The 16,475-nt window shown below is 60.6% G+C and carries 14 protein-coding genes; all 14 read right to left on the reverse strand.

The window, feature by feature from the left end; genetic code table 11:
• Positions 1 to 955: 955 nt before the first annotated feature.
• The 14 genes from NKJ64_RS22380 to fni all read right to left on the reverse strand — a co-directional run bounded on the left by NKJ64_RS22380 (position 956) and on the right by fni (position 16,470).
• A complete protein-coding gene (locus tag NKJ64_RS22380; RefSeq protein WP_352463346.1) occupies positions 956 to 1,837 on the reverse strand; it encodes a universal stress protein in 882 nt (293 codons plus the stop codon).
• A gap of 100 nt (positions 1,838 to 1,937) precedes the next feature.
• Complete coding sequence (locus tag NKJ64_RS22385; protein WP_352463347.1) at positions 1,938 to 2,717, reverse strand: winged helix-turn-helix transcriptional regulator; 780 nt, start codon at positions 2,715 to 2,717, stop codon at positions 1,938 to 1,940.
• A 27-nt stretch (positions 2,718 to 2,744) separates the two neighbouring features.
• A complete protein-coding gene (locus NKJ64_RS22390) occupies positions 2,745 to 3,224 on the reverse strand; it encodes a NifX-associated nitrogen fixation protein (RefSeq protein ID WP_352463348.1) in 480 nt (159 codons plus the stop codon).
• Positions 3,225 to 3,241: 17 nt separating this feature from the next.
• On the reverse strand, positions 3,242 to 3,739 hold the full coding sequence (gene nifX / locus NKJ64_RS22395; RefSeq protein ID WP_352463349.1) for a nitrogen fixation protein NifX: 498 nt from the start codon (positions 3,737 to 3,739) through the stop codon (positions 3,242 to 3,244).
• Positions 3,705 to 5,087: a nitrogenase iron-molybdenum cofactor biosynthesis protein NifN gene (gene nifN / locus NKJ64_RS22400; RefSeq protein ID WP_352463350.1), complete on the reverse strand. Its 1,383-nt coding sequence runs from the start codon at positions 5,085 to 5,087 to the stop codon at positions 3,705 to 3,707. The genes nifX and nifN overlap by 35 nt, the downstream gene beginning before the upstream one ends.
• An 8-nt stretch (positions 5,088 to 5,095) precedes the next feature.
• A complete protein-coding gene (gene nifE / locus NKJ64_RS22405; protein ID WP_352463351.1) occupies positions 5,096 to 6,586 on the reverse strand; it encodes a nitrogenase iron-molybdenum cofactor biosynthesis protein NifE in 1,491 nt (496 codons plus the stop codon).
• Between the two features lie 56 nt (positions 6,587 to 6,642).
• Positions 6,643 to 8,184 (reverse strand): nitrogenase molybdenum-iron protein subunit beta, encoded by a 1,542-nt coding sequence (nifK, locus tag NKJ64_RS22410; protein WP_352463352.1) that lies wholly within the window; start codon positions 8,182 to 8,184, stop codon positions 6,643 to 6,645.
• A 127-nt stretch (positions 8,185 to 8,311) separates the two neighbouring features.
• On the reverse strand, positions 8,312 to 9,814 hold the full coding sequence (gene nifD / locus NKJ64_RS22415) for a nitrogenase molybdenum-iron protein alpha chain (protein ID WP_352463353.1): 1,503 nt from the start codon (positions 9,812 to 9,814) through the stop codon (positions 8,312 to 8,314).
• A gap of 97 nt (positions 9,815 to 9,911) precedes the next feature.
• Positions 9,912 to 10,805 (reverse strand): nitrogenase iron protein, encoded by an 894-nt coding sequence (gene nifH / locus NKJ64_RS22420; protein WP_023706403.1) that lies wholly within the window; start codon positions 10,803 to 10,805, stop codon positions 9,912 to 9,914.
• A 473-nt stretch (positions 10,806 to 11,278) separates the two neighbouring features.
• On the reverse strand, positions 11,279 to 12,535 hold the full coding sequence (locus NKJ64_RS22425) for a type II toxin-antitoxin system HipA family toxin (RefSeq protein WP_352463372.1): 1,257 nt from the start codon (positions 12,533 to 12,535) through the stop codon (positions 11,279 to 11,281).
• The gene (locus tag NKJ64_RS22430) at positions 12,510 to 12,857 is read right to left on the reverse strand and encodes a helix-turn-helix domain-containing protein (RefSeq protein WP_502902884.1); all 348 of its coding nucleotides are present in this window, start codon (positions 12,855 to 12,857) and stop codon (positions 12,510 to 12,512) included. The genes NKJ64_RS22425 and NKJ64_RS22430 overlap by 26 nt, the downstream gene beginning before the upstream one ends.
• 492 nt (positions 12,858 to 13,349) lie before the next feature.
• Complete coding sequence (locus NKJ64_RS22435; protein ID WP_023706400.1) at positions 13,350 to 13,802, reverse strand: helix-turn-helix domain-containing protein; 453 nt, start codon at positions 13,800 to 13,802, stop codon at positions 13,350 to 13,352.
• Complete coding sequence (locus NKJ64_RS22440; protein WP_084013556.1) at positions 13,795 to 14,214, reverse strand: DUF4258 domain-containing protein; 420 nt, start codon at positions 14,212 to 14,214, stop codon at positions 13,795 to 13,797. Before NKJ64_RS22440 ends, NKJ64_RS22435 begins: the two co-directional genes overlap by 8 nt.
• Before the next feature lie 1,152 nt (positions 14,215 to 15,366).
• Positions 15,367 to 16,470: a type 2 isopentenyl-diphosphate Delta-isomerase gene (gene fni, locus NKJ64_RS22445; protein ID WP_502902885.1), complete on the reverse strand. Its 1,104-nt coding sequence runs from the start codon at positions 16,468 to 16,470 to the stop codon at positions 15,367 to 15,369.
• Between the last annotated feature and the right edge of the window lie 5 nt (positions 16,471 to 16,475).

Here is a 16,475-nt window from a genome sequence, read left to right on the forward strand (position 1 = left end):
AGATTGACATCATGACTGCGTTGGCTAGCGCCAGCCACGTCATCATCGTCCGCCTCAAGCCTTGCTTGAGCTTCTTGCCGTTCCGCTCGCTCAGCGGAACGCCATTGCGATTGCAGGGGCCGCTCCCTCCGAGCATCGCCCCTGCCCTACCTCTTCCGCTTTGCGCTTGAATTCCTGGCTCGCAACGCCAGAGTTTCACGACGAAGCCGGTTATGTCCGGCTGCGGGTCGCGAGTACCGTCATCGTCAGATGTGATTGTGGCGAAGAGGGCCAGGATGAATGCCGGCCTGTGCCGGGCCGGTGAACTCTCCTGGGTCCTACTTTTGTTGTTCTGTGTCCCTTCGCAGGACCTACAGGGACCACATGGTGCGATGTGAGCGCTGTCGGAATTGACCGGCCTCAAGCCCGCTCGGTCGCCACGCGGTGGGCCGGGCAAACTGAAAACGCCGAAGATGCGGCCGCCCCCGCCGCTGACCCGGCTACCATCCCAGGCGATGACACGTGATTGATGCCACCGTTCGCGCCAGGGCCGGCAAGAGCCCGACGTCGGACTCGAAGGTCGGTGCGTTGGCCGCTGCACGGTCGTTGCCGTGCATTTCCCGGCCAGTGGTGAAGGGAATCGTGATAACCCCAATACGATGAGGCTACGGTCCGAACGCGGCCTGCCGCGCTCAAACGACTCTCTTTCTCGACCTGACGCCGGCTCGAGTATCGCTGGTTTGAGCGCATTGAGACGCCTGGGCCTCTGCCCGGCCATTTGTATGCGGCGTTACGGGTTGTCTCGGCGAGCAGACACCGAGCGCGTTAGAGGCGTCCGGGGAATGTTCTTCGCGACGGCGCTCGCAAGTTGCTCACGAAACCTGCTCGTTTGCGGCGACCTTCCTGCGACTTGGTATCAGGGTAGGTGACCAGCGGAGTAGAGCTTGGAACAGCGTCGGAGCCACTTCAGAACCCGTCAGCGGGCCAAAAACAGCGGCAATGGCGGTTTGCCAACTATCCATCTTGTCACGCTACCGAAGAGCCGCTCGCGCAGCCGGCGGCTGCCACAAGCGCCCATGACGATCACGTCGGCAGACGTGTCGATTGCGTGCTGCGCTAGCACCGTGGCCACCGGTTTGCCGCGGCTCGCCAGCCGGTCGACCGAAACCCTAGCACCGTGCCGAGTGAGATAGGCAGCGATATCGGCTCCCGGCTCGGCGCCGTTTTCGGTGCAGGTCGCCTCCGGATCGACGACTGCGACACGAACTTCCTCAGCACCGGATAGCAGATCCAGCGCTTCCCGAACCGAACGGGACGCCTCGACTCGCGAATCCCAGCCGACCAGGACGCGCCGTGGGGACAGAGTCGCCTGAGCGCCCTCCGGGACGACAAGTACCGGCTTTCCGGTATCGAACAAGCTGCCGTCGATAACAAGGGGTCCGAGACTAGTCTCGTCGAGAAGTGCGGGGCCGACGATTGTCAAGTCGGTGCAGAGCGCCCGCTGCCGCACCGCGTCACCCACGCCAGCCTTGTCGCAGTGTTCGATGTCGACATCATAGCAGCGCCACGTGGCTCTCAGCACTTTGTGAATTTCCCTCGATGTCTTTTCCAGGTTGGCCATGTCCTGTGAAAATTCCCGCGCGGCAATGTGGTGTGCGCGATGTCTAGACCACTCGGCGATGCCACCGCCCAACGGCGGAGGGGACCCAATAACCGGTGGCGACATCAGGAGCGGCGGAGGCGATATAATTAATACGGAAAGATACGCGCCGACCTCGGCGCATAAGCGAGCAGCTATTGCCACGTCCTGATCGGAATGGTCAGCTCCCGTCACACTGAGTATTTTCTTGAAGGCCATCTGACTGCTTCCCCCTGAGATGTCGCGCCCGTAGCGCGTTTCGAACGGCAAGACTTGCCTTCCAACGAAGATGGAGAGTGGCACACCGTCCGTTCGCGATTCAGTCGTCCAGCTTCTCGAGCGAGTAGCCCGCAGACCTGACAGTATGAATGACGCTACCTGGCGAGGCCGCCTTCAGCGCCTTTCTGATCCGGCTGATATGGACGTCGACAGTGCGTTCACCGACATGGATATTGTCCGGCCAGGCCGCGTCGATCAGCTCGTCTCGGCTGAAGACCTTGCCGGGAGCCTCAAGAAATTGCCGCAGCAGGTTGAATTCGAGAGGTCCGAGATGGATGTCGTGGCCATTACCTCGAACCCGGTGAGCATCGAGCTTCATCTCAAGGCTGCCGCAACAGAGCCAGCTGCCGTCTTTTATCCCGTTTGAACCCGGCTGTGGCAGCGCCAACTTCGTGCGTAGACAGTCAAGCAGCTTGGCCGGTGCGAAGGGCCGCACAAAGCTCTCGTCAACACCTGCCTTCAAGAGATCGAGGTGCTGGTTCTCGGCGCCGGGCGCGATCAACGCAATGACGGGCAGGGGGCCGGTCCGGGGCTCCGCCTTGAACCGGGCGCAGATTGTGGAGCCTGCCGCGCTTGCTGGCCCGCAGTCCAGGACTACCGCCAGGAGCTCCCGTTGATGGGCCAATGCAAGTGCTTCCTTCACGCCGCCTGCCGGCTCACTCGTGAAGCCGTCCACCCCCAGAATGTGGCTGAGGAACAGATACAACTCCGCATCTTGCGAACAGATCAGTACCACTGGCTTCATCAGCGCTACCCCAAGAACCACATCGGCCTGGACCGCCTCGATTGAGAGGGCTCGCATGTCCTCAAGGCCTGACATGATCCCCTCTATCGAAAATCGGTTTCATCACGCCCGCGCCACCTCGGGATAAGCCTCAATGGCTGCGGTGGCATCGCCGGCCAGTTGGGTACCGGCCGCGGCGAGTTTCCAGAACGTCTCGAAACCGAACCGGTGGACGTCGCGCAAGGTCTTGGACAGAACGACCAACCGCCCGGCCGTGAAGAGCACGCGCCCGAAGCCCTCATGGCTTATCTCAATCATCGGCGATGCCATCAGGCCGGAGCGTTCCTCAATCGCAAGCCCGACGGCGGTGTAGAACTTATCGAGCCTCCACAGCACGTCCGGATCGGGATCGCCGATGATTGGAATTGCACGGCGCTGTTCGCTGGTGATGATGAAGTCGCCCAGCAGCTCGGCGTCCGATTTGCCTTCCCATGACCCGTGGGAATCATTGGCACGGATCAGCCGCACGAGGCATTTGACGAACGGGGTGGCAAGGGCCGCCTCGTCCTCGGTGGCGGCAGGGCTAACAGCGGCTTCAAACATTTCGCCCACTCCTCATTTTAGTCCTCGTCCTCGAAGGAGGGTTTCTGTTCAGCGACACCTGCCTGCGCCAGCACCTTGCGCAGCCAAGGGGGAGGACACGTTCTGAGCATCATCTGCGTGCGCAACAGCACCTCTTGGATGGTCTGGGGCTGCGGCACTTTGATCGGATGGATCTTTGCGGAAACAAGTTTGGCTGCCGAAGGTCCGCCGATCGCCAGACAAAACAGGAGATGACAGCCCTTTAGCGCTTCCACCTTCGGGGTGATGCGGTCATCGCCCTCAGTTCGATGCTTCCCGCTCTCGTCGGAAACGTCATCGAAGGCCACGGCTTCCACGAGATTCCACTCCTCGCGCATCACGTCGTAGACAGCAAAGCGCCTGGCCGATCCGAAATGGGCGTTGAGGTTCTTCATGTCCTGCGTGGCGATCGCCACGCGCAATGCGCCCGCTTGGCGTTCCGGCGTCGGTGCGTGAACCTCGTCAGTGACGAGCGAGAGGCGACGGACGGAGCTCATCTGGCATTTCTCGCTTACGGAGTGGATGAAGCGCCTCAGGCGTCGGCGCTCGCCCGTTGGCTTCGAAAATGTTCGCAACCTCGAAGATCAGGTCGCGGGTCCCCTGGTAGAGGATTGTGAGCTTGTGCTGGGCCCCGAGCCGGTCGAAGATCGGGAAGCCGACCCGCATGAGCGGAATGCCGAGACGCTGCGCCGCCTGGCGGCCGTGGGAATGAGTAACGAGAAGATCAGCGCCGGCGCCAAGCGCTTCCAAATCGCCGAGATCGCCGATTTGAACCGACTGCGCCGGTACTTCCTCCAGAATTTTCGACATAGCGGCCGTTGTGACCGCCGCCGCGATTTCGGAGCCCATGCCGATGAAGAAGCTCGCGAGTTGGTAGAGTTGGTCTGGTTCAGCAGCGATCGCAATTTTCTTGCCTCCAAAGTGGAAATGTCCGTCGAGCAACGCGTCCTGCAACTGCGCCCGCCGACGGCGCACCTCAGCCGGCGCCGCCTCGCCCGAAACTGCGGACAGCAGCGAGACGAACCGGTCGGCGTCCCTCAATCCGGTCAGCGACCGGAACAGCACGTAAGGCACGCCGGTCAACCTCTGCAGCAGCTCGGCCGGGCGGCGCATATGCTCACCGATGACGATACATTGCTCGGCCGTGCCTAGCTCGCGGATATCCTCGACGCTGGTGCCGCCATAGGTGGTCGTGACCCAGCGGTCGGGCACCGTACCGTCGAGCGAGCCGGAGATGTCCGGCAGAATCACCGGCTTCAGTCCAAAGCTTTCAACCATCTCACGTAAATGCTCGGTGTCAGCCACAGTGAGGTTCCAGCCAGGCAGGATCACGATTTTCTTCGACTGCCGCGCTTGCTCGCCGGGCCGTGTAATCCCTTCGATCATCGCGGTGACAGCTTTGGCCCAGCCCTCTTCGATCGCACCATCGAAATCTGGCGTGTTGGCCAGCACCACCTCCGTACCCGCGAGTTCTTTGGTCCGCTTCAGCCTGATATTGGCGATATCTCCTGCGCAGTCTTCGCCCCGGGTTTCCACCAACGCGGTCGTGCAAACCCCGATCAGCGTTGGCTTTGTGCGGGCCTTGAGGTTGAGGATCGCCTCTTCCAGATGGTCTGCCCCGCCGAGGATCGTTGCCACCTCGTCCATCGCGGTTGTCTGCAAGGGAATGGCTTCCTTGAAATGTCGCACGAAGAGCACGAGCGCGAAGCTGGTGCAACCCTGGCTGCCGTGGAACAAGGGCATCGCGCCGTCGACGCCAAGAAAGGCCAAGGCGGCACCCAATGGCTGCGATAACTTCAGCGGATTGACCGCCGCCGCTTTGGTCTGGGGAAGGATGCGGCCCATTGGCTTCCTCAACACTCGCCGAAATCAGCGGCCGTGGTGCCGGAGAATTCCTGGACAGCATGCAAGGTCACGGTCTCGCTTTTCGTGCACGGCCGTTCCTCCCCCATCGCAGGCTGGCAATCCCATGGTGCCGGCTCCCGTACCTGGCACCAGATGGGGTTTTGAATGGCCAGGTCGATCTGGCGTACGAGTTCCACCATGCCGTCATAGCCGGCGTAAGGGTGTTGGCGCTCCTGGTTGATGTCGAGCCAGGGTGTCTTGGCCTTCAGAGCGACGAATTGCGTGCGCCCGCCTGATAGCAGGATATCGGCCTTGTGTTCGGAGAGCATGGCGTAAAGGTCGCGCGCTGCCATCTGCTCGAATATATGGTTGTCGTCCTTGAGGATCTGCTTGATCCGCTCCTTGTCTTCGACGGTCGACTTCTTGACAGAGGTGCCGACGATCTCGATCCCGATCTCCATCAGCGCATGGACGACCGACCAGGACTTCACGCCGCCGGTGTTGAGCAGCACGCGCTTGCCTTCGAGCCTCGGCCGGTAGGCCGCTAGCTTCTTCCAGGCGATCGCCTCTTCCTCTGCAATCAATAGCTCGGTGCGGCCGAGGATCTCCGGATCAGCACCCTGCTTCACGAGCAGCTCAGCTATGTTCCGGAGTGCATCCGAGGTATCGGTGATACCGTAGAAGGAGCCCTCGAAAAACGGGATGTCCCAGCGCTCGTCCATTTTGCGGGCGAGATTGATGAGCGCGGTCGAGCACACCACCATAGCCGCCCGGGCGCGGTGCGCGCAGGCAATGTCGACGTAACGGGCGTCACCCGGAATGCAGGCGCGCACCCGGATCCCGAGCCGATCCAGCAGCGGCTTCACCAGCCAGAATTCGCCCGAGAGGTTGAATTCGCCAAGAATATTGATGTCGTAAGGGCCGGCATCGTCGGGCTCGAGCGTGCCGATGACATGCTCGAGCAACGCCTCGCCGGCAAGCTTGTTGCCGAGATTCTTGGAGCCGACGAAGCCCGGCGCATTGACCGGTACAACGGCCAAGCCGTACTTTTCCGCCGCGCGCTTGCAGACGGCCTCGATGTCGTCGCCGATCAGCGCCGTCACGCAGGTCGGATAAACGAAGATAGCCGGCGGCCCATACGCTTCCTTGATCTCGAGGATCGCTTTGAAAAGCTTCCGCTCGCCCTGCCCCATCACAACATCGAGTTCGGTGAGGTCGGTCGTGAAGCTTGTGCGCCACAGGGCTGGCCCGGACGAAGCCGCACCGCGGTTGTCCCAGGAATTGCCCTCGCAGGCGAGCGGCGCATGGATCAAATGCGCAACGTCGGTGATCGGCTGCAGCACGATCTTGGCGCCATCGAAGGCACAGCCGCCGGCCGCCGCCCCGGGGGTCAGTGGCTTCGAACAGCCCTCCTTGCGCGCCTTGGCATCCTTGCCGCGGTTCTTTTCGCAGCCAGGCTCGTTGAAGACATCCTTGATTTTGGCTCTGAGCAAGGACATTGCGTCGGTCTCCAAAGTCCCTCGGGAAGACGACCGGCCAAAGCCGACCGTCAAGCTTAGCGGGTGAGGTCATATGAATAGTCCGTCACGCCCGTCTCGCTTGTCTCGCGATCGAGCTTGTCGAAGATCTTGTCGAGGATCGTCGTCAGCACGCGCAACCCGCCTTGATAGCCCATCAGCGCAAACCGATGGTGATGGTGGCGATCGAAGATCGGAAACGTCAGCCGGATCAGCGGCGTGCCCGTGTCGCGCTCCAGATACTTGCCATAGGAGTTGCCGATCAGCAGGTCCACCGGCTCGGTGAAGAGCAGCGAGCGCATCGCCCAGAGGTCCTTGCCCGCCCAGACTTGAGCATCCTTGCCGAAGGGCGATGATGCAAGCAGTTCCTTCAACTCCGCTTCCCATGCCGACGTGCCGTTGGTGGCGAGGCAATGGGTCGGCTCGCCGCCCGTCTCCATGATGAAGCGGGCCATGGCGTAGACAAAGTCCGGATCGCCGTAAATGGCGTATTTCTTACCGTGCAGCCAGGATTGGCTGTCCGCCATGGCGTCGACAAGTCGGCCGCGCTCGAGGCGGATTGCCTCGGGGATTTGCTTGCCGGAAATCGCGGAAACCTCCATCAGGAAGTCGTCAGTCGCCTTTACACCGAGCGGGTAATGGAACGAGGCCGTCGCCTGCCCCACCCCCTCGCAATACTCTAGCGTTTTTCGGCTGTTGTAATGCTGCAGCGACAGCGTCGCCTCGGCGTTGAGCGCCTTCCTCACGTCTTCGATCTTCGTGCCGCCGTCATACATCCGGTATTCGCCGTCGGACGGCGTGTCGAACTGGTCAGAGGCGTCTTGGATCAAGGTATAGGACACGCCTATCAGGTCGAGCAGGCGCTTGAGTTCCCGGTTGTTGCCAACACAGAATCCGTCGAAGCCCGGAATGACGTTGATGGTCCCCTCGGCTTCCGTTCGCTCCTCGCCTTTCCAGAAATGCTCCAAAATCCCCTTGAGCGTGACGTCGTAGCCATCGACATGACTGCCGACGAAGGCCGGCGTATGGGCGAAGGGGACGTCGAAGTCGCGCGGGACCGAGCCTTCGTCCTTGGCGTTCTCGATGAAGCTGTGCAGGTCATCGCCAATGACCTCCGCCATACAAGTGGTCGAGACGGCGATCATCTTCGGGTCGTAGAGTTGGTACGTGTTGGCGAGCCCGTCGACCAGGTTCTTAAGGCCGCCGAACACTGCCGCGTCCTCGGTCATCGAGGAGGAAACCGCCGAAGCAGGCTCCTTGAAATGGCGCGACAGGTGCGAGCGGTAATAGGCGACGCAGCCCTGGCTGCCGTGGACGAAGGACATGGTTCGCTCGAAGCCTGCGGCCGCGAACACCGCGCCGAGCGGCTGGCAGGCCTTGGCGGGGTTCACGACAAGCGCTTGGCGAGCAAGGTTCTTTTCGCGGTATTCCCACGTCTTGGTGAATTCGCCTTGGTCGGTAACGATCTGGTCCGGGTGAAAACATTCGAAATTCAGCCTCTTCTCGGCGAGCATCTGCCTGTATTCCGGCTCGCGGAACAGGGGCGCGTGGTCGAGAACTTTTTCAGCCGACTGCGGCATGGGTGGTTACCTCTTTCCATCTGGCCCGCCATACGGCGGCACAGGGACGTCGAAACGTTTTTCAGGTCTCCCGCGGACAAGCGGCCACAGGCGTTCGCGGCCTCCCGGCTTCCGGGAGGCCAGGGTTTCATTCGGCTGCGATCGCCGCCGACGGCTCGGCTTTTTTCTTCCAGGGGGCGTCGTAGAGGTTCCAGACCGGGTTGTTGATGGCCAGGTCCATATCGCGCGCGAAGATGGCGAACCCGTCGTAGCCATGATACGGGCCGGAATAATCCCAGGAATGCATTTGACGGAACGGTATGCCCATCTTCTGGACCGGGTACTTTTCTTTGATGCCGGAGCCCACGAGATCAGGACGGATCCCCTCGATGAACTTCTCCAGCTCGTAACCAGTTACGTCGTCATAGATCAGCGTGCCCTTTTTCACGTAGTGGCCGGTGCGCTGATAGTCGTCGTTATGGCCAAATTCATAGCCAGTGCCGACGATCACCATGCCCAGGTCCTCATATGCGGTGACGACGTGACGGGGGCGCAGCCCGCCGACATAGAGCATCACCGTCCTGCCTTCGAGGCGCGGCCGGTACTTGGCTATGACCCCTTCGACCAGCGGCCGGTATTTGGCGATGACCGCCTCGGCCTTGGCCTCGATTTCCGGCCCGAAGTGCTTGGCTATCTTGCGCAGAGAGGCTTCGGTCTGGGAGGGGCCGAAGAAATTGTACTCCATCCAGGCGATGCCATACTTTTCCTCCATGTGCCGGCAGATGTAGTTCATGGACCTGTAGCAATGGATGAGATTGAGCTTCGCCTTTGGCGCCCGCTCTATTTCGACCAGGGTAGCGTCGCCCGACCAGTTGCCGACCACGCGCAGGCCCATCTCCTCGAGCAGGATGCGCGAAGCCCAGGCGTCGCCGCCGATATTATAGTCGCCGATCACATTGACATCGTACGGGCCGGCCTCGAACTCGACGTCCTTCTTCTCGAACACCCAGTCGCGGATCGCGTCGTTGGCGATGTGGTGGCCAAGGGATTGCGAGACGCCGCGGAAGCCCTCGCAGCGCACCGGCACGATTGTCTTTCCGTGCTCCTTGGCCTTGTTGCGGGACACAGCTTCGGTGTCGTCGCCAATCAGCCCGATCGGGCATTCGGATTGCACAGTTATGCCCTTGTTCAGCGGAAACAGTTCCTCGATCTCGTCGATGATCCGTTCCAGCTTCTTGTCGCCGCCGAAAACAATGTCCTTCTCCTGGAAATCGGAGGTGAACTGCATGGTGACGAACGTGTCGATGCCGGTCGTGCCGACGTAGTAGTTTCGGCGTTGAGACCAGGAATATTGCCCGCAGCCGACCGGGCCGTGCGAGATATGGACCATATCCTTGACCGGACCCCACACCACGCCTTTCGAGCCGGCATAGGCGCAGCCGCGAATCGTCATCACGCCGGGGATGGACTTGATGTTCGATTTGACCTCGCATTCGGAAAGGACCTCGCTTTCCTCGCCAGCCTCGTCGCCGCTCTTTGCCACGCTGAGGTGCTTTCTGCGCCGCTTCGCCGATTTGTCAGGGTATTGCGACAGCACTTCCTCGATAAGCCTCGCATGGAGGCCACCGTCATTCTCGTATTCCAGGCTCATGGGACCCCTTTCAAGGTTCAGGGTGACGCCTCACCGACGAGGCGCCGTTCTTTGAAAGACGCACCAGGTCAGGCGGCGCCTATGTCGGCAGTGGTCGCTACTGTGCGGCCGCCTTAGCCGCTTCCTTGACCTGAAGCTCGGCGAGCATCTGCTCGTCCGTCTTCATGATGCCGAAGTCGAGCAGCATGTCCTCGAGCTCCTCCATGGTGATCGGGGTCGGGATGGTGCCCTGGCCCGAATTCCCATGGATCTTCTCGGCCAGCGCCCTGTATTCGCCGGCCTGCTTGGAGTCCGGCGCATACTGGATCACAGACATCTTCCTGAGCTCGGCGTGCTGGACGATGTTGTCGCGCGGCACGAAGTGGATAAGTTTGGAATTGAGCCTGGAAGCAAGCGCCTCGGCGAGGTCGAGTTCGCGGTCAGTTTGGCGCTCGTTGCAGATCAGGCCCCCGAGCCGCACGCCGCCCGAATGGGCGTATTTCAGGATGCCCTTGGCGATGTTGTTGGCGGCATAGAGCGCCATCATCTCGCCGGACATGACGATGTAGATTTCCTGGGCCTTGTTCTCGCGGATCGGCATCGCGAAACCGCCACACACCACATCCCCGAGCACGTCGTAGGAGACATAGTCGACATCGTCGTAGGCGCCGTTCTCCTCGAGGAAGTTGATCGAGGTGATCACGCCGCGGCCGGCGCAGCCGACACCTGGCTCGGGTCCGCCCGACTCCACGCATTTGATGCCTTTGTAGCCGACCTTGAGCACGTCCGCGAGTTCCAGGTCTTCCACCGAACCTTCCTCTGCCGCGAGATGCAGGACCGTATCCTGCGCCTTCGCGTTGAGGATCAGGCGGGTGGAGTCGGCTTTGGGGTCGCAGCCGACGATGAGGATTCTCTGCCCGAGGTCGACCAGGGCGGCGAGCGTATTTTGGGAGGTGGTGGACTTGCCGATGCCGCCCTTGCCGTAAAAGGCGATCTGACGCAAACCTGACATGTAGCTTTCCTTCCTTCGTTCCCATTCATCGCGGCTGCCGCGACTTGAATGCCGGTCGGGCAGCTCTAGCCGCCTCGCACCTAAGGATCTCAAGACTCATGCCAATTTGGCTGATCCAACCGAAGAATAATTTCATGGTTGCTTTTCAGGGGTTTAGCTTGAGTTCCAAGAAAGGATCGTCGGAACGGCCCGTGTAGCGGACGCGACATTGGCGACACAAAGCGTCGGATCGCGATCCTCAGTCACCGCATTCGGTTGAACCGCATCGTTGTATTGAGGTGGACGAACAGCATCTCGACCCTCTGCGGGATGCTGCGAACTCTTCTGTGCCCGCGAGCTGACGTGCTTGCTCAACGCGTGTCCAAGTGGACACTCCGCCGACTTTGCGCGCGATCCTAGCATGCCACCGATCCACGGCCACTCATCCGGGGCACGGGCGAATAGTTCCGCTATATCAACCCGAGGGACTCGGTTTACTTCTCGGCGCAGGAGTTCAGTACCGTCGTCATCGCCTTCACATGTTCGTCGATCCGCTCGAGCACTTTCGCTGCGACAACGTCGCGCTCAGGCAGATGCCACCAGTACTCGTTGACGAGTTTGACCGTCTCGACCACTGCCTTCAGGACTGCTGGCTCCGGAAGCCGTGCACGGTTCGCAAATGCTTTCCATCGCGGTGCTGCTAGCGCCTTAAACGAGCGCTCTCCTCCAAGCGACAGCGCCATGGCGTCGGCGGGAATATATGGCACGGTGGACAGGAGGTCGTAGATTGGTGCAAGCGCCGGCTTGTCGCCGTTATCGGGATAGATCAAAGACCAGTTCTTCAGGTGCATGTCGCCATTGCCGGTGATGACGGTCAGTGCCAGGCGGCGGACGAATTCGAGAGCCGCCGTAGGCGAGACGGCCACGCCAAGAGCCAAGGCTATGTCGTGATAAGCAGCCCCCTCATATTTGCGCGAGGGGTAGACACCGAAGACCTGAGCGAAATCCTCGATGTGTATCCTCTCGCCCTCAGCGCCGCGATCGAAGCGTTTGACGAGAAGGACCTTGCCCTCTGACAGCGTGTTGAATTCTTCGGGAATATCCTCAAAATCGGACTTCTCGACAAGTTCGCGTTCAGGAACCTCCATGCCGATTGCTGCTGCCAGCGCCAGGTTGGCGAATTCGTTCTCGGAAACGCCCGGAAACGCCGTCGAAGGGAACTTGGCGATGTACCGGCCCTGCTCGTCGTCCATCGGCAAGGTAAGGCCGCCGCCTTTTCCAATGTTATTCATGACCGACAGCTTCATCTGCACGCCGGCAAGCGAGAACCGTGCCTTGGGCTGATCCTTTGAAGCGTCCTGTGAAACCGCTATCGCGCCGTCACTGGGCAACGCCCGTACGGCTCCCGGCAGATCGGCGCCCAGCGCCGCTAAAAGGTCGAAATCATTGCCTGGCCGCACATTGCCTTCGTGGTGCCTTTCCATCGCCTCGCGCAATTTCTCCTCCGGCAGGAGGTTCGCGAAGAATGCGGGCAAGGCGCTTGCCAGAGGCTTCGGATCTTTCCGCAATCCTCCCGTCGCTGCCCGGAACGACAGGCTGAGAACCGGAAAGCCGCCCGTCGCGCGGTAGGCCTCATCGAAGTTGAATGCATTGAAATCGCCCGGCGTCCTGACGATTGTGCCGATTTTCGCTGCGTTCAAGAGCACGTCCAGCGACGGGATCGTCTTAGGTGCGCGAAAGACTGGAGCCATGATCGTCATCGTCAGGTTGAGAAACAAAGGCGGGTCGATCGTCATCATCATGTGGACGCAATAGAGCCTGGACAGCCGGCACCATGACTTGCGGAACCAGCATCATTTCCAGACCGAGCGCGCGAGCGATATTCATGAGGGTCGTCGCACGCGCCGCTGCGGCTCCCTTTTCGATGTCGCGATAGCGGGGACGGGATATACCCGCCAAGTCAGCAACCTGCTCCTGCGTCATGGCGGCGGCCAGCCTCGCCTTCCTGAAAAGCCCACCGATTTCGCGCAGAATTTCCGATTCAGAGTCCATAACGATACACAGATGATTCATTCCAATGCCAAATGATACGCAGGGGTATCTTATCCAGCGGAGCAAGTCAAAGCTTTATGATCTGTTCACGTATCAAATATGGAAATCATGATATGCAAAGATATCTTTAGCGCCTCAGAGCGAACGGCGTTCCTCGAAGAGCAGCTGCTACTGCCACCGTGCACCCGGCGTTTCTACCGACTGGGCCGGCCAGGTGCGTACGTCGCCCGAAAACGGCCAACTGCGCACATTCAGCGAAATGGCTATTTTGACCTCGGCGCAATGCGCCCGACGGTGTCCCTATGAACACGAAAAGAGATGAGCGATTTCAGCTGCCGGATGCCTTATCGCGTTAAAGTGGTGACGTCCGGACAGGCCTAAAAGCTGGATGGGACGACATCGACGCGATTGGAACTAGAAGCACGAAAGCGCATGGCCGCTGATCAAGGCTGGCAAAGGCCAGGTGGTCGTCCCTCCCACTCGTGCGGGAGGGACGAGCACCCATGGCTTGGTCTAAGCGGCTGCTAGAAGCTGGTATCCGTCGTCATTGCTGTGCTGAATTTGGATCGGTTGCGGCTTCAGTGTGTGCACACTCCGACGCGACAGCTCATCCATCCCAGCTCCGGAAGCTAGATCGAGTTTTTCAATCGCCAAACGCCGGATGATTGTCTCCGCCGACCCATCGATCACAAACTCGCCCCGCTCCCATCGTCCCACTGACTGCTTGTCGTGGTGAACAAGCACAGCAAGCTCAGCTTGAGTATACCCCATTTCTGTTCTCAGAAAACGGAGCTCGTCAGGGCTAATCCCATGCTCGTGTGAGACTATGCCAAGAGCGATTACACGATGAAGTTCGTTGACAGCCGGGATGGTGATGATTTCGTCACCTTCATCGTCGTTCACGAAATCAAGACCGCTAATGAAAACGTTCTTCAGTCCGCATTCGGTGTAGTGGTGGCTATTCATCGCATTCTCCATTCAACGTACCTGCGCGGGTAGACGGCTCGTCAACCCACATAACACTGACAATTTTTAGGAAGGTGCCGGTCTTCTCAGGAATGACTATCACTCTCAGAGTGCGGCTATTGCCGTTGGGACAGAGACCTTCCATCGCATATTTTTTGTACGCGGGTCGCGTACTCTCCATCGGCTCCATGTGCACAAAGCCATTTTTGAGGACGTACAAAACGTCACCCATGATAATGTTTCGTTCGGCCATACGTTCGATCGCGTGGCGCTTATAGGAAATCGTAAGCGCTTTCGAACGCGCAATCGCGCGTATTTCGTCCGTTGCTTGCCCCTTCGGCCAATCACAACCACGGACTACAACGCCCCCATGCCCGCTTGGTTTCACCTTAGGTATATCACTATGATACATTTTAAAAGAGTCCCTTTCGCTAAAATTTGTGATTGGTAAAAAATCTCTCCACGATAAAAAGGGCGCCCTGGGAGGTAAGGGCGCCCTATTTATCACTTCTTGATGTGCGTCACGATATGCGTGTTCGGCTTGCGAACCGCAGTCGTAACAGTCGTGAACCGACCCGAGACCGCACTGCGGCCAACCGTAATCGTCTTCCTGCTCATGCTCATCACCTCCTTTCCGGAGCACGGCGCTCCTAGGGAGACGGGGTGAATCACATGGGCGTAGATATCATGATGATACTTTGTCCGTCAACGCCAGTGGGCAGAAATCGCCACACTTCGCCGCCTCCCGGTAGGGCGCATGCTTCCTAGCCGCGCCGTCGGTTCCATCAACTCCCATGTCGGGACAAATTTCCTTCAGAGCGAAGGCACCGACCATCCCTTGATGGCATTCCTGTCACAGCATCCATCGGGGATTAAGCTCAACGGCGCCGAAGACGTTCGGCTCCGGCGTATCGCAAACTCCTTGACCTGCCGGAAAGTATGGCAATCCGGGCAAATACGGCGAAGAAGGCATACGTCACCGCCTGATGATTCACGACCGCGTTCCTTTGCAGCGCTGCCATGATCTTCTACTATCGCAGATCGACAACTGATGTCGCCGTAGAACAGGCTCTCCCAGCTCTTGTCTATCCGGACCTTACCGGCATGTCTCCCAATTCGTTCCAGCCCTCGATCATAACCGACCATTCCACCGCCATCGCTTTGTCTCAAAGCATGCTGATGAACTGCTTGAGCCTAACAACCCGTGTTTGACCCTAGAGAAGTTACGGGTCTCCTCACGGCCGACCGCGCTTGACCCAGGGGTCAATGTGGACCGCTACTCGTTCATTGCAATGGATTTGCACCATCTGCTCCTGCCGGTCTCCCGGCGCACCTTGTTCCGACCCTTTCAAGGGCTCAGCTCGGTCGGCGTTACCGATCACCCTGATCAAGTATCCGTCGGATACCGCTTTACTCTCGGCTGTCCGTTCGGGCATGGCGGGGTGCCTCCCTGATCACGAAGCAGCACCCGGACAAGCCCGCGACCAGCGCGATTCCCCCCGCATCCGAGACTTTCTGACTCATAAGACTAGGCGCCCGCCGCCACGGGCGCGCGACGCCGGGATCAACCGGCGGGCAGATGCGCCGAGGGCAACAAGCGCGCCTGACGCAATGCCGCCAGATCAGCCGAGCCGGTGCAGAAGCAGGCGACGGCCAACTGGCGGATGACGATCTCGAAATGCGCGACAACCGCCTCGGTGGATACGGTGGCCGCGCGCAGCACGCCGGCTGCCTGCCCCGCGATGTCCGCGCCCAGGCGGATAGCCTTGGCCACGTCGACGCCGTCGCTGACCCCGCCCGACGCGATCAGCTTCACCGCTGGCAGCGCCCGACGTACCGCCTGCACGCTGGCCGGGGTCGGGATCCCCCAATCGGCGAACGCCATCGCAACTGTACGGTCGGCGGCATCGGGGGCCCGCTCGCCCTCCACCGCGGCCCAACTGGTGCCGCCGGCGCCGGCGACATCGATCACCGCCACGCCCGCCTGAACGAGCGCACAAGCCACCGAAGCAGAGAGGCCCGACCCCACTTCCTTGGCCACGATCGGCACCCCCATGCTGCGCGCGGCGCGAGCGATCTGGGCCAGGACGCCGCGCCAGTCGCGGTCGCCCTCCGGCTGTACCGCTTCCTGCAGCGGATTGAGATGGACGATGAGTCCATCGGCCTCCAGTGCATCCACCGCCCGGCGCGCCAGGTCCAGGCCGTCGGCCTCACGCAGTTGCGCGGCGCCGATATTGGCCAGCAAGGGAATGTCTGGGGCCTGGCGGCGCAGCGCGCGCGTCAGCCCTTGGGAGTTGCGGGATTGCAGGCTCACGCGCTGCGAACCGACGCACATGGCGATTCCCAAGGCTTGCGCTGCCTCGCTTAGATGCCGGTTGATGGCCTCGGCGCGTGGCATGCCGCCGGTCATGGAGCTGATCAGCAGAGGCGCGCGCATGGTCTTGCCCAGCAGCGAGGCGCTGAGGTCGATCTGCGTCAGATCCAACTCGGGCAATGCGCAGTGTTCGAAACGGATGTACTCCCAGCCGGCGGCCTTGGCCCGTGCCGTTCGCCGATTCAGCACGATGTCCAGGTGGTCGTCCTTGCGCCGGCTCAACTTGGTGTCGCTGATGCTCGCTCCATCCGCGTCATCGGGCGACGGCGTTGCGTCGGGTCGGACCGACGGCAGCGCGC

This window comes from Mesorhizobium sp. M0062 (genome assembly GCF_040323125.1).
In the GTDB taxonomy this organism is placed as follows: domain Bacteria; phylum Pseudomonadota; class Alphaproteobacteria; order Rhizobiales; family Rhizobiaceae; genus Mesorhizobium.